Annotated in this window: 12 protein-coding genes and 2 pseudogenes; 10 read left to right on the top strand and 4 right to left on the bottom strand. The window is 56.2% G+C overall.

Annotated elements, in window-relative coordinates; genetic code table 11:
• Positions 1-392: 392 nt before the first annotated feature.
• From CFR72_RS14920 to CFR72_RS14910, 3 genes are all read right to left on the bottom strand, one after another.
• Positions 393-686 carry a hypothetical protein gene (locus tag CFR72_RS14920; RefSeq protein WP_146220752.1) on the bottom strand — a complete coding sequence of 98 codons (294 nt, stop codon included), beginning with the start codon at positions 684-686 and terminating at the stop codon, positions 393-395.
• Positions 679-1,335, bottom strand: a complete 657-nt coding sequence (locus CFR72_RS14915; RefSeq protein ID WP_110914644.1) for a ParA family protein — start codon at positions 1,333-1,335, stop codon at positions 679-681. Before CFR72_RS14915 ends, CFR72_RS14920 begins: the two co-directional genes overlap by 8 nt.
• 67 nt (positions 1,336-1,402) lie before the next feature.
• Positions 1,403-2,389 carry a site-specific integrase gene (locus CFR72_RS14910; protein ID WP_110914643.1) on the bottom strand — a complete coding sequence of 329 codons (987 nt, stop codon included), beginning with the start codon at positions 2,387-2,389 and terminating at the stop codon, positions 1,403-1,405.
• A 405-nt stretch (positions 2,390-2,794) separates the two neighbouring features.
• Here CFR72_RS14910 and CFR72_RS17675 point away from each other — a divergent pair, with 405 nt between their 5' ends.
• From CFR72_RS17675 to CFR72_RS14870, 8 genes and pseudogenes are all read left to right on the top strand, one after another.
• Positions 2,795-3,037 carry a hypothetical protein gene (locus CFR72_RS17675; protein WP_167400415.1) on the top strand — a complete coding sequence of 81 codons (243 nt, stop codon included), beginning with the start codon at positions 2,795-2,797 and terminating at the stop codon, positions 3,035-3,037.
• Positions 3,030-3,530, top strand: coding sequence for a hypothetical protein (locus CFR72_RS14900; RefSeq protein WP_244182321.1), 501 nt, complete (start codon positions 3,030-3,032; stop codon positions 3,528-3,530). The genes CFR72_RS17675 and CFR72_RS14900 overlap by 8 nt, the downstream gene beginning before the upstream one ends.
• An 8-nt stretch (positions 3,531-3,538) precedes the next feature.
• Positions 3,539-3,667 (top strand): terminase small subunit, encoded by a 129-nt coding sequence (locus CFR72_RS18470; RefSeq protein ID WP_208630071.1) that lies wholly within the window; start codon positions 3,539-3,541, stop codon positions 3,665-3,667.
• 34 nt (positions 3,668-3,701) lie between these two features.
• Positions 3,702-3,845: a hypothetical protein gene (locus tag CFR72_RS14890; RefSeq protein ID WP_244182320.1), complete on the top strand. Its 144-nt coding sequence runs from the start codon at positions 3,702-3,704 to the stop codon at positions 3,843-3,845.
• 637 nt (positions 3,846-4,482) lie between these two features.
• Positions 4,483-5,664: a restriction endonuclease subunit S gene (locus CFR72_RS14880; protein WP_110914639.1), complete on the top strand. Its 1,182-nt coding sequence runs from the start codon at positions 4,483-4,485 to the stop codon at positions 5,662-5,664.
• Positions 5,665-6,576: 912 nt separating this feature from the next.
• Positions 6,577-6,816: pseudogene (locus CFR72_RS18400) on the top strand (helix-turn-helix domain-containing protein); the annotation flags it as partial.
• 174 nt (positions 6,817-6,990) lie between these two features.
• Positions 6,991-7,185: pseudogene (locus tag CFR72_RS14875) on the top strand (integrase); the annotation flags it as partial.
• 437 nt (positions 7,186-7,622) lie between these two features.
• The gene (locus CFR72_RS14870) at positions 7,623-7,892 is read left to right on the top strand and encodes a hypothetical protein (protein ID WP_244182319.1); all 270 of its coding nucleotides are present in this window, start codon (positions 7,623-7,625) and stop codon (positions 7,890-7,892) included.
• Positions 7,893-8,099: 207 nt separating this feature from the next.
• On the opposite strand, the gene CFR72_RS17670 is transcribed toward CFR72_RS14870, so the two are convergent.
• Positions 8,100-8,558, bottom strand: coding sequence for a hypothetical protein (locus CFR72_RS17670; RefSeq protein ID WP_167400416.1), 459 nt, complete (start codon positions 8,556-8,558; stop codon positions 8,100-8,102).
• Positions 8,559-8,724: 166 nt separating this feature from the next.
• Here CFR72_RS17670 and CFR72_RS14860 point away from each other — a divergent pair, with 166 nt between their 5' ends.
• A complete protein-coding gene (locus tag CFR72_RS14860; protein ID WP_146220751.1) occupies positions 8,725-12,693 on the top strand; it encodes a toprim domain-containing protein in 3,969 nt (1,322 codons plus the stop codon).
• Positions 12,694-13,342: 649 nt separating this feature from the next.
• Positions 13,343-13,891: IS5 family transposase (locus tag CFR72_RS14855; protein WP_110914646.1), on the top strand; the 549-nt coding region annotated here is incomplete at its 3' end.

Raw genomic sequence — 13,891 nt, 5'->3', positions numbered from 1 at the left:
GGGCAATACCAGTCCATGTCACCATTCACTCCATCTCTTCGCAAAGACGGATGAATCACAACAGGCTGGTATTGTTCAAAAACTTTCGGATCGGGCTCTCAGACACCAGCGGCCCGCACCTTGCTGGCGATGATCCAGAAGGATCAGCAGGCCGTGGACCGGCTCTTGGGTCACAAGGACGCTGCGCCCCCTAAGTAGATGGGGCAGCCTCGCGCATGGCCCGCTTGATTATCCAAAACAGGACGATCAAGGCATCCCCTTGTTCGTCCGTATTTCGGACGCACAGTAAGCGGACCCTACCCCTGTTCAATCTGAACATACCTCCGTCATGCTGCCATACGCCGCCTGATGTTCAGCACGGTAGGGGGTGCCGTGCACCGGGCAATGGCTGCTTAGTCCTTCACCACAACGCCAAGCCGCGAAAGCTGATCCATGATGCCGTTGTGAATGATCTGTTGAATTGGCATGTCATGGTTAAGTGATGCTTGCCGCAAGGCCCGCCTGACTTCATCCGAAACCCGGACGGAAATGTTCTTCACATTATCGGGCAGGGTGCGAGGACGCCCGCCCTTGGATGTGGTGGTGGCTTCCTGCTTCTGAATAACGGTTGGCGCTGCACTGGCTTTTGGCGTGGCGAGCGATGAAGCCATAGAGGGCATAAGTGCTACTGTCGGACGTTTAGCCATTGCTGAGGTATCCTTTCTTGATGTGCGACCACAGGGCCGTCATTTCCTGATCTGCTGCCTTACCCGGTTCATATTCCCGAACAGCCATGCCGCCATTGCTGGCGTAGGGGTAGGCGATGCGATTAACCAGCGCCGGAGGTGCTACGGGCAGGCCCAGCGTGTTTGCGATGGCGCGGGTTTCTGCCGTGAGTGGCGCTTCACCCTGCTTTATGGATGGCGGGCACTGGTTCAGGACAATGCAGCCGGGTTTCTGTGCTGATCGGACAAGCTGAGCCGTGAGGGCGACCGCGCTGATGTCCATTGATGTGGGACGGGTCGGAATGATTGCCGCCGTGCTGTTCTGGACGGCTTCGAGCGTTTCCGCTTCGACCGATGGGCGCGTATCCACAACTGCCAGATTGAAGCCCTCTGCTTTGAGCGTTTCCATAACAGAAGGAAGCTGACCGGCTGGCTGTTCAATCAGTGCGGGCCATTCCTCTTTGCGTATCTGCCACCAGCCCGCCGCCGAGCGTTGGGGGTCGCAATCAATCAGGGCAACCCGCAGGCCGTCCAATGCTGCCAGCACCGCCAGATTAACCGCCAGTGTGGTTTTGCCGGTGCCGCCTTTCTGAGCGACCACGGACAGGCTTTTGAGATTCTTCCAGAGCATAGGGGGATTGGTGGCATGTCCTGCCTATGCAATGCAATAATGGATTTATGCGTTCTTGACTTTATGACTACATAAAGGAAGCGCCGGGATGATCTTTCAGAAGGTTCGCCCGCCGCACATAGCCCCGCAGAACGTCCAAGGATTTGTGCCTGCTTACCTCTGCAATCCGCAAGGCGTCATTGCCCGCCTCTGCCCCTGACGTAATGAAGCCAGCCCGCAGGCTATGGCCGGAGAATTGCGCGGGGTCCAATCCGGCCCGCTTGGCGTAATCCTTCACCAGCACGGCGATGGCGTCTGGCGTCATGGGGCCGAGTAGTTTCCCGGATTTGCTGAGGCGTTGGAACAAAAGCCCGTCTGTAATCTGTGCAGCGCCAAGCCATGCCTTAACTGACGAAAGAGGGCGCAGGCGGGAACCTTCAAGGATGCCGATTGTCTGGCCTGCCCCCTCTTGGTCCGTCTTGCTCCGTCTGATGGTCACTTTTGCGCCGCCTTCCATCTCCTGAATGTCTGACACGTTAAGCGCCACCAATTCGGAACGCCGGAATGCGCCTGCAAAGCCAAGTGATAGAATGGCACGGTCTCGCTTCCCCTTCACGGTGTCAGGGCACAGGGCCAGCATGGCTGCAATCTTATCCGCCGTGGCCGGGGCCTTCTTGGTCTGCGCTGTGCCAATCGTGCGCCGGACTGATGCCATGGCATTTTGCACAATCTTGGTTTTGCCCGGTGGCAGATGCCCCGCTGTTTCGTGAGCGCATGAGATGGCGGCAACGGAGCGGGCAATGCTTGCCGCCTTCCTGCCTCTGTGCATCTGGCTGGCGATGTATGCCGCCACGGTTTCAGGACTGGCAGGGATCGCCTGCACAGCCTGCCGGTCGCACCATTCCGAAAAGGCCCGCCAGTCTGAGCGGTATGCCTTCCATGTGGCCGGGGAGAGTGCCCCCTGTTGAAGATCGAACGCGGCTTGCCGGATGTGATCGGGCACGGTTTGCGCCAACGTGGCGCGCCCCTGATGCTGTGTGACCGCGTTCATTCCATTACCTCCGATAAGCGTCATTCTCGGAGGTAATCATTATATGCATTCATTAACTCAATCAATAATAGATTTATGACCTGTTGCGTTTTTAGGTTAATGACTGCATAAACAGAACAGCCCGCCACGGAAGGTGAGATTTCCGGGACGGGCCTACCCACAACCGAAAGAGGCTTCGGCAATGGCTACTTGCAGATATACCACGACCTTCCAAACATGGGCATGTTCCCGGCTGGGTAAAAGCGTACTCGGCCCCCTTTTTCCCAAAGCAGGAAAAACCCTCTTACTCACATCCGAGCATCTGGCAGCCGGGCTGATCTTCCCCGCGCTGCTCCTGATCGCCCTGGTAGGCTTCGTCCAGCCGGAGGTTCTGCGTCACGGTGGCGCGAAACCCCACCCCACAGTGATTGTGCTGGCGGAGGTGCCCCGATGAGCGAGACACCGAGAGAGCGCGTGCATGCCATCGTATGCGATTTGTGGTCTTTGGCTGAAATCTTGGATGCCCTGATCTCCGCCTCAGAACCTGTCCCCGTGCAGTGGATGCATGGATGGGTAAAACGCCTCCACACCGAACTGGATGTGGCATGGCTGGGTAACAGCGCGGGGCATCTGTTGAGAACAAAGGGCCTGAACAGGACGCGCATTCACAGCGGAGGTGGGCATCATGGTTAGTGTCGCCCTTGCCGGACTGATGGAGTGGGCAAAGTCGGATTGCGCCCCAGCGATCCCGGCCCCCTCCGCCCTGCTGGCGCAACTGGATGATCTTGGGTGCCGTGTCGTGCTGGTGGATGGGCAACCGGCCATAAGGGGCAATACCGCCGCCATCACCCCGGACCTTATCAGGATGATGAAGCACAGCCGGGACGCCATCATCCAGATGCTGCAAGCAGCAGAACCATCCCCAGCGCAGGCCCCGGCGCATGAAGATCGTTCGGGCATCCGGCTCGACCCAAAGACCGGCAAGCTGCACCTGTTCGGCTCACCAGACCCGCAATGGCTCAAAGAGCAGGGATGGACATGGGATCAGAACCGCCACCGCTTCATGGCTCCCAATCCACACGACCGGGACGACGCCACGCCTAAGCACATGATCGGAGGCGGCCCGAGCCTGCCTGATGACTACCCGCAAATCACCTATGCCCCTGACAGCAATGAGGACGCCTGACATGAGCAATCCGTGCCGGATATAGCAAAAAGACCGCAGGTAAAATCGGTCATGAAAACCTGACAAAACCAGATATTCAGGCTGCGATTTCGGAAGCGCAGCTAGAACGGTCCAAGCGAACCGAGATACTGCCATGACCGGAACCGGACAGACGATGACTACCAGCGTGCCTTGACGGCAACCCTTGAGGCATTGGGAGATTTGTGGACGGAGCGCGGCATCGGGGAAGTGGAGCGAAACCGCATGACCGATGAAGTGATGGATACCAGCCTGCGCCGCTGGTTTGCCCTCACAGGAAGGGTCGTGGCGGGGTGATGGCAGGCGGGCCGATACCAGGACGATCCGCAAAGGAATATGGATCAGACAGACAGGCAAGGGGCTTCCAGAAATGGAGGCCCTTTTTTTATGTGTATGGGTAACACCCTTACACCGACCTTCTTACTTTGTAGGCCAACCTTTTTCATTACGATATCAAAATAATCATACACCCCATCCTGCCTGCCAAAGCCATCCAAGCGGCAGTTTTAAGAGGGGTATTAAGGGGGGTAAGCCAAAAGGCGACCCCTGAAAAACGGCTATATTCTGCGATTTTCTGAAAATAAATGGCGGACTCAAAAGAAGTCGAACCGGATACGCTCAAGGGTTCGCTGAGGGGCAGCAGGAAACCAAGAAGCGGGACTTACTGGCAGAATGGGCTGTGTCATCACCATCAGGCCGTATGGCCTACGAAATGGATAGGGTGGGCCAGATTCAGGCCTTCGGCATGTGTCGCATTGAAGGCTACAAACCCATCCAAAGAAAAGGCCAGACGATTTGCGCCCCTACATCAGGGACAGGCCTTCAATGGACAATTGTCGAAGGTCGATAAAAATGATTACCCCAAAAACGGCTATTAAATTGAGAATAAGAACGCTGGAAGCGCAGATGGACGTTTATCTGAAGGAGCTGGGTTATGCTTCCTGAGGGGTGGGAAGCTACTACGCTTGGAAAAATTATGGACTTTCGGAACGGCCTTAATTTTTCTAAATCTGATTCAAAAAATCTAATAAAAGTGGTCGGTGTTTCTGATTTTTCTCTTGGAAATGTACTTTCACGTGCTGATTCCTTAAAAGAAACCTACGTAGATCAATTCAAAGATGATGATCTACTTATCGAAAATGACTTTTTATTCGTTCGATCAAATGGGAACAAATCTCTTATCGGAAGATGTTTGTATTTCCCCTATGTGCCAGAACCGATCTCGTTCTCTGGATTCACTATTCGCGGCCGCTTAAAAGGTTGTTCAATAAGTGCAAATTATATCTTCCAAATTGTGGCCGGAGAATATTTCCGAAAGCACATAAACCTTTCTGGGTCGGGAACAAATATCTCAAATTTAAGCCAAGAAATCCTTTCTAACACTCCGCTAATCCTCCCCCCTCTTCCCGAACAGAAGAAGATCGCGGCGATCCTCTCGACGTGGGATCGTGCGATTGAGGGGACGGAGAAGCTTCTGGCCAACAGCCAGCAGCAGAAAAAAGCCCTCATGCAGCAACTCCTCACAGGCAAAAAACGCCTGCCGGGGTTCACGGGGGAGTGGGAAAAGCACCGGCTTTGTGATTGCTGCCACGTCGTCATGGGTTCTTCCCCCAAATCAGAATTTTATAACGAGACAGGGGAAGGATTGCCGCTATTGCAGGGCAATGCTGACATTAAAAATCGGCTCTCTTGTCCGCGTATTTTTACGTCCGAAATCACAAAAGAATGTCAGTTGGGCGATATTCTTTTGAGCGTTCGCGCTCCAGTGGGAACAGTATCCATAGCGCTTCATCATGCCTGTATTGGTCGAGGTATCAGCAGCATTCGTGTCAAAAAAGGAAATTCTCAAGAATTTGCCTATCAGTATTTTCTAAGCATCGAAGACCGCTGGGAGCGATTAGCTCAAGGCAGCACGTTTGAGGCTGTTAACGGTGATGATATCAAGAAGCTAACGATACTGCTTCCTTCTTTCCCCGAACAAAAAGCCATCGCCGCTGTTCTGACCACAGCGGACGAAGAAATCACCGCTCTTGAATCCGACCTTTCCCGCCTGCGTCAGGAAAAGAAAGCCCTGATGCAGCAGCTTTTGACAGGTAAAATCAGAGTAGCGGTCTGATCTTCTTCATAAGCCTTTTATGTCTCATTTAACGGGTGTTTCAGGTCTGGAGCGAGCGCAGCGCGGGAGCGGCGAAGCACGGCCTGAAACCGCCGGATGATCTGCCATTTTGTCAGGGGGCGGGAAGTCTTGGAAGCGATGGTCAAAACCGACCGGAAAGGGACATGGTGCGTCTCGGAGACCGGAGATGGCCTTGTTTGGCCCATATTTTCTCCCACAGCGCCTTAACTGTCACCTAAGCTAGAAAACCACCAGAGCACCCATACACCCCATTCCTGAGCCATTTACGGGCCAATTTGAGGGGTGTTCCAGGTCTGGGCGAGTGCGGAGCAGGAGCGGCGTAGCCCGCGAAGCGCCAGACAAGCCGCTTTTCGTGACACGTCACGCAATCGCGCTCGCGCACGGTACCACCCGTGAGACTCCCTGCCCGTGGATATGTGCGCCGCCCTACGGGCCGCGCTCCGCCCGTGGATAGGGCATGGACAGCCCGTGGAAAACGCTGGCGCGTTTACCACCGCCTGCCCACACCGCTACCCACCGGCTCCACGCTCGGCACACATACCCACCGGCACACACAGCAGGTCTGATTTTTTGATTTTAAGGATTTGTTAAGGGTTCGTTCTGCCGGAGAACTCGATTTCTCCTTGCCACATTTTAGCCACATTTGGACCACCCTAAAGAACATAGAAGAGAAACAACTAAAAAGTGTGTTTTTTCAATGACTTAAGGGGGGGGGGTTACGCAATGAGCTACTGCGGGGGGTTACGCAATGAGCTATTGCGTAGGTTGTGCGTAAAACTTTCAGTTGACTGCAACTTTTACGCAAAGCAAAGATACCCCAATCTGCCGCTTTGTTGTAGAAGATTGCCGAAAAGTTACATTGGATTGCACAGGGTGCCGCAAGGGTAGCGCATGACAGAAATTGGAACACCAGCACGGAACAAACCGGGGCAATGGGTGCAGACTGAACGGAAGGCCCATGAGGCATGGGCTGGACTAATTGCCCGCAAGCCAACAGCCGCGATGTTGCTGCACCACTTGATTGCCCAAATGGGCCACCAAAATGCGGTGATAGTCAGCCAGAAAACATTGGCGAAAATGCTAGGGCGGTCGTTACGTACGATCCAGTATGCCATTCAAGATTTGGTGGCTGATCGCTGGATTTCGGTTGTGAAGCTAAACGGCCCCGGCACTGTGTCAGCCTACGTCGTCAATTCCGCAGTGGCATGGGGGCAGCCCCGCGACCAACTCCGCCTGTCTGTATTTAGCGCCTCGGTGATTGCAGATCATGCCGATCAGGACGCCGCCCTGCTGGGCCACGGTGACTTGCGGTCCACGTTCCGGGACTGGGCGGCGGAAGCAACCGATTACCCGAATGAGGTTGTGGAGACGGCCCTTGCCCATGCGGTCGGCAACAAGGTTGAAGCCGCTTATCGAAGGGGAGACCTGTTTGAGAAGCGTCGTGCCCTGATGGATGAATGGGCTGCTTATTGCTGCGGGTTACACAGGAACAGGCCATGATGGCTGGATTACACCAACGATTCCCGTTCGGGGTCTGTGTTTTTTGGTGTAACCAGTGTAACCGGTGTAACCAATCTGGAAAATGACAGAAAACAGCCACTCTCATGCGAGTGATTTGGTTACATCAGCTTGGGATAGATGTGTAACCGCCGTAATTGGCAGCGGATCGGGATGGTAAAATCCCCACACCCCGTTAACATGTCCCCCGGCAGCGTGTTCAACTTGTACACCCTCCGCCCATCCTGTAATGTTCAATTTGAACAGGGGTAGGGACCGCTTACTGTGTGGACCCTTTGGTTTATCTCTGCGGCCCAAACCGTACGCGAGTTACACAGGTGTGGCCGCTACAAATGAGACAGACCCTACGCGCGATGCGCGCGCGAGACACAGATGACACACGTCCTACGCGCGATGCGCGCGAGGGACGGCACGACACAATGTACACAGGGTCCACGCGCGAGGTAGGCGAGGCGATGGGCAGCAGTTCCGCGTCCTGTCATCGGGCATGGCGAGCGCATACAGCGCCGCCCAGCCTCGCCACGCCCGACCGGCTGTCGGCAATACAGGCTGCCACTACGGAAATCAGTGTCATGGCCGGGATACTGGCCCGCATGGCGGAGGGAGACAAACAGACCGGCACTGAACTGGCATGGCTGGCCGATGGGATCGGTCGATATGCCCATGCCATTGAGGACTGCATTTCATGAGAGACGATGTAGGGCTTAACCGTGGGGTGCCAGCGTTCCAAAGCTGATTTCCCCATGGTCGATTCTGTTCCGTGTTTGTCCGTGGTTGTTCACCTCCATCCTGTAAGTGTGACCTGAGGTAACACATCAGGATGCCCCTTAGAGGTCCACAGAAGCCCGTGGAGGGGTGTTTATGAGACAAACGGTGTGGGACCAGCCCCACGACGGTCATTGTGCCGTGTGGAGACATAGGAGACTTCCTACGGCATTTCGTATTGGAACCGCTTCGTTTGGGTTGTATAGAGAATCAGTGGCGCGTGACTCGCTTCTTCGGGAGCGAATCGCCAAAAGAAAAGCCGCCCGGTGTTGCAACACCAAAAGCGGCTTCTCATTGGTAGTGTCATTGCTGTCAGGGCGGCGGAAAACCGCCAATCCCATTAGAACAACACAGGTTCCGTTGGCACTGGTTCCTGTCGGTTTTTCTAACCGGGTTTTAGTTTGGTTGACAAGGGTTGCTTTTGCGAAACTCGCAAGCCCCATCGATTCCCGACGCCCTGACAGCACCCTGTAACCCTTGGTTTGCGGTGCTTTATGACCGAAAAAAACGACGATCTGATCCCTTTTGCCGATGCAATTGCGGAACTGAACAGCCAGCGTGCGACTCTGGGCGCTGGCGATAGCTTCCATGCGATGACGACGGCTTACTCCTACGCGGCAAGCGGGCGAATCCCCACAATCAAGCGGGGCCGCTTCCGCTTCGTGCGCCGGTCTGACCTGCCATTGATAGCATCGAAGCTATCTCAGGTTCGCAAATACGCTTCCCTTTCCGCCGCATAAAGAAAACCCCGCCAGCGTGACACTGGACGGGGCTAAACTTACGCTCTGGGAAGGCCTAAGATTTAGCACCACCCATGCCGCGCTGCAATCGAAAGAAGCAGCCGTGCCGATCAAAACAGACAGAAAAGCAGGGAAGCAGGGGCAGGAAGGGCGATTCATTCCCGGTCCCATTCAAGACCAGATCAAAGCTGCCGCTGCTGCTGATATTGTCGAACTGTGCCGGTCATACCTGCCCTCTGATTATATTGCCAAGAAGCCCAGACGGGGCAGCGTCACTTTTGCCCGTAAGAAGGCAGGCCGCACCTACACGGCTACAGTTTCCGGGAAATATGCCGGATGGGTTAAGGACTGGCGCGGGGACAACCTAGATGCCGTTGCCCTTGTGCGGGAATACGCCGGGGCCAGAGATTACCTTGATGCCCTGCACCTGCTGGCTGCCCGGTATGGCATTGATACAGGCACAGACAGCACAGAGGCCGACCGTGCTGAACTGGTGCGTGCCGCTGAAAAGCGGGCGGAAGATGCCAGGGCAAAACGCACCGCAAAAACAGCCCAGACAGCCAAGCAGGCCGCTGCCGAAGAAGCCCGCCTTAAAGCCTATGCCGCCCGGTATTGGGGCCAGTGTGTCGCAATCGCGCCCGATTCGCCCGCTGACCTATACCTGACGAAAACCCGTGGCATCCGCCGCCCTGTTGAGGGCTGGCCTGCCGGTGCCGTGCGATTCCATGCGGGGGATTGTGCCCTTGTGGTGGGGCTGGCCGACTACGCGGGCACCGTTCGCACAGCACAACGCATCTTCCTGACCTTAGACGGCAAGAAAAAACCGGGGGCAGGGAAGCCGCTACTCCGTGGGGATCGGGGCGGCCTGTTCTTCAAGCTGCCCGCCCGCGTCACTGTGGCGCAGGCATATGCAGGACAGCACCCGGACCCAATAGCCGCTTGCGAGGGGCCAGAAACTGCCATGACCGTATGGGCAGTTACCGGGCTTGAAACATGGGCCAGCATCGGGGCCGGGGCCAATATCGAAGCACCGCACGGTCGCCTGATTCTGCATTGCCGGGATGATGACGCCGAGGACAGCCCCGCCTTTAATGCGGCTGATCGGGCCGCAGAAGGATGGCTTAAAGCCCGCCATGCTGTTGTGACGGTATGGCCTTGGCCGAGCCGGAAACAGGATAAAACTGACCTTAACGATGTTCTGCTTGCCGAAGGTAAAGGGGCAGTGCGCCGCGCCGTCATGGGGCCGCTTAATGCACGCTATTCCGCCATTGCCGCCTGCAATCCTGTGCATCCTGATGTTGCAGAAAGCCGCAAGAGAGTAGGCGAATACGCAGCGCAATGGTTTGCCGGAGGGTGGATGAATGAGCGCACCAAGCTGCTTCCGGTAGGCACCGGCATAGGAAAGACAAAGGCCACAATCAGGGAGGCTCTGGCAGCTTACCGGGAAGCCAAGGAAACGGGGCAGGCAGAGGGGCGGCCTCTGGTTCTTTCATTTCCTGACCACAAGCTAACAGCAGAAAAGCTGGCAGAGGTTCAGGCCCATGCCAAAGCGCAGGGCATCAATCTTGTGGGGAGGATATGGAAGGGCAGGAACCAGAACACTGTTGAGGCGCAAGGGGATGGCCTTGCAGTGCCTATGTGCCGCAATCTGGACGCTGTAGCAGCCGTGCAGGCGGCTAACCTTTCAGCCACGCAATACCTCTGCAAAGCCAAAAAGGATGGGTGCCCGTTTTCTGAGGGGTGCCCATATGTCGCGCAAATGGGGCAGGCTGCTGATGTCTGGCTTGTCACCCATTCCATTCTGAACGTGCCCAAGCCCTCTGCCATTGGGCTTCCCCTGTTTCTTGTCATGGACGAGCCAACACTTGCCGGGGCCATCACGGGACTGGAAGGGAAGCCGCGCTCTGTAAGCAGCATTTCCCTACCAACGACCAGACAGGAAGGCGCAGACGACTACACACATAACGCCTTCTGGAACTGGCGCACTATGGAGGAGGCCGAGAATGATGTTTCTCGTATCCGCACAATGCTGGAACAGGCAAGCCACGGAATAACGCAGGGTGAGAAGCGCCCTCTAAGCCGTTCTGGCATTGCCCGCCATTTTAGCACAGGGGGCCTGGAAGCAGGCATTGACCGCCTTAACACGGCCATATCTTGGCTTGCCCCCAATCCTAGCCAGCTTGAGGGCCGCACAGCTATCTTGCAGGCGCTGGGACGGGCAGCCTCCATCATGAGGGAACTCAAGAGGGTTCTGGAAGATGAAACCCTAGAAGAAACCCCGCGCCTTGTTCTGTCGATGGATGAAGAAAACGTCCTGCGCTACCGGCTGACAGGCTGCCGAGACATTAACGCGCTCTGGCTGGCCCCAGCCAATGACGAAGATCCAGAAAGCCGCATCCCTGTTCTGTTATTGGATGCCACGCCTAACATGCCGCTAATCCGCCATTTCTTCCCCCGCGTGATAGTAACGGAGAACATACAGGCGGCAACGCCACATGCCCGCTTTACCTTCATGACCGGGGCCGCGTGGGGCCTTACCGCGCAGAAGGGCGCTATTGAGAAGCACCAGAAACAAGAAGCAGAAGGCCGCACCAATTCAAGCGACAGGGGCCAGACCATTGAGGGCATCCGCTTCACCCTCTGGCGTCACTGGCTGGCCTCTGGCTGCAAGCCGCTTCTGGCTGCCATGGGCAAGGACTTGCACGAATATCTGGAAGAACTGAACGCCAAACGCCCCGGCTTCCTGCCGCCCGAATGTGAACTTGCCCATTTTGGCGCAACCCGTGGCCTGAATAAGTGGGAGACAGTGGCAACCATTCTTGTGTTTGGCCGCAATCTGCCGCCCGTGATCGCCATGCAAGATCAGGCTGAGGCCCTCTTGGGCCGCACGGTTGAGCATGTTGCACCTGCCATTCAGGGGGGCAGCAAAACACCAACCAGCCGCCCAGACAAAGAAACCCGCATCCGCACCCTGCCAGATGGCCGAGAAGTCGAGATCACGCACTACACGCACACAGACGAGACCACACGGGCTTTCCTGCAAGCAGCTATGGATGGAGAGACCATTCAGGCCATAGGCCGGGGCCGTGCCGTCAATCGTGAGGCTGATAACCCGTTATCCGTCTTTGTCTATGCCGACACCTACCCGGATGCCTTGCCGCTGGATGATGTGCAGGCCGTAACAGTGCCCGCACCGTGGGAACGCATGGCCGTGGCGGACGCCATGAGCAGCCAGGGCGCAAGCCAGATGCTCATGCCGGTGCTGACCTCTGCCGCCGATGCTGCCCGCGCTTATCCTCATATTTGGGACAAGGAAGCCAAGGCAAAAGAGGCATTTCGGGGTGAAGGTATTTCAGTGGGGTTTTCTTATAAGAGTATTATTATAAGGAAAACACACTTAAATCAGAACGGGGACTTTGACGGGAAAAATGGCAGAAATCCGCCGCTTTTCTTCCATGATCTTCTGGCAAGCAATGAAGGATACGTGCTCCGCTACAAGCCAGAGGGCAGGGGGCAGAACTGGCGTTTTGCATGGGTGCCCGATGAATGGCGGGACGGGTTCCGTGAGTGGATTGCAAAGGCCCTTTGCCTGCCCGCTGATGCTGTTGCTGTGGAATTGGTGGACTGTGGATTGCCAGAGCCACCAGACCCGCCGCCAGCACGGGCACCGCTTCCACTGCCGCCCATCGCTGATGATGCCCCGGCGATGGATTGCATTTTACCCGATAAGCAGCCTGCTTTCCCTTCATGGATCATTGGTGGCATCGAGCGGACAGATTTCCCCAGTAGCTACCTCCGTTTTCTTGAGCGTTCAGGAACAAAACCAACTGTCTATTCCTCATTCTTTGGACAGTGTGAGGCAGCGTTCGGGCATGGCCTTGGCGCAGAGGATGAGAATGATGATCCTGCCTTGGCATGGGTTATGGGGCTGCCTGCACATCCTTTTTCCCTTCGCAATTTAGAGGAAGGAATGAACGGTCATTAGGAGCGCATTTAGGGCGATTAGAAAATTGGTCGCGTCGCGGAGAATGGCATCACGACTTTCAGCAGGTCAGGGGGAACATGCTCCCCTAGCCGATTTTCAAGGATATTCCGCTTCACCGTCGAGCATGCAATGCAAGTCAGGCCGGTGCCCCGTATGGGGCAACATATCTTGCCTTCCCTGATTTGTTCCAACTCGGCCCGAGATGGCCCTAAACGGCCCGGACAGGCTGTTTCTTTCCTTCGGGCCAAGTCGGGCCATTTGAGGCCGAATAGGACAGAAAACGGATCGGCAAGATGTGTGACCCTAGCTAGGGCACCGGGCTTATTCGCGCTCCGCACTCAATGGTTTTCAGTTGTTGAGACGCATTGGAACAGGTTGTGGGGGAGCCGTTTTGATTTAATCGCGCCGGACCCGGCAGAAAACAGCCATCGTTTGAAAAACAATCAAATGAAAAAAAATCAAACGCTGCCTGCCGCGTTCTCTCGCGCGCGTGCGCGTATCTCGTAGCGAAGTTGGTCATCGGGTCATGGTCCTGCTGCGCTATTGCGCGCGCGTAGACCTGTTGTACGTGTGTCAGAGCCCGATCCGAAAGTTTTTGAACAATACCAGCCTGTTGTGATTCATCCGTCTTTGCGAAGAGATGGAGTGAATGATGACATGGACTGGTATTGCCCGGCGCGAGTATAGCCGGGAAGGCTTGCGATATCCATCGGACATGACGGACGTGGAGTGGACTTTGATCATGCCATTTGTGCCCCCTGCGAAACGGGGCGGTCGTCCGCGCACGACGGATATGCGCGAGGTGGTCAACGCGATGCTCTACATAGCCTCGGCCGGGTGCGCGTGGCGTCTGCTGCCGAAATGCTTTCCACCGGTCTCGACCGTCAGGCGCTATTTTTACGCCTGGCGTGATACCGGGCTGTTCGAGGTCATGAATACGGTGCTGGTCATGAGCCTGCGCGAGATCGAGGGGCGTGAAGCCTCCCCGAGCGCGGGCGTGATTGACAGCCAGTCGGTGAAAACTACGGAAAGCGGCGGGCTTTCGGGCTATGACGCGGGCAAGAAGGTCAAGGGCCGCAAGCGCCATATCGTGACTGATACCTGCGGCTTCCTGATCTTTCTCCTCGTTCATGCCGCCGACATCCAGGACCGTGATGGGGCCGTTGATGTCCTGGCAGCGATACGCAGGCGCTTTCCC

It is taken from the genome of Gluconacetobacter entanii, from assembly GCF_003206495.1.
Classification (GTDB): Bacteria; Pseudomonadota; Alphaproteobacteria; order Acetobacterales; family Acetobacteraceae; genus Novacetimonas; species Novacetimonas entanii.
This window is presented reverse-complemented; position numbering and strand designations above follow the sequence as displayed.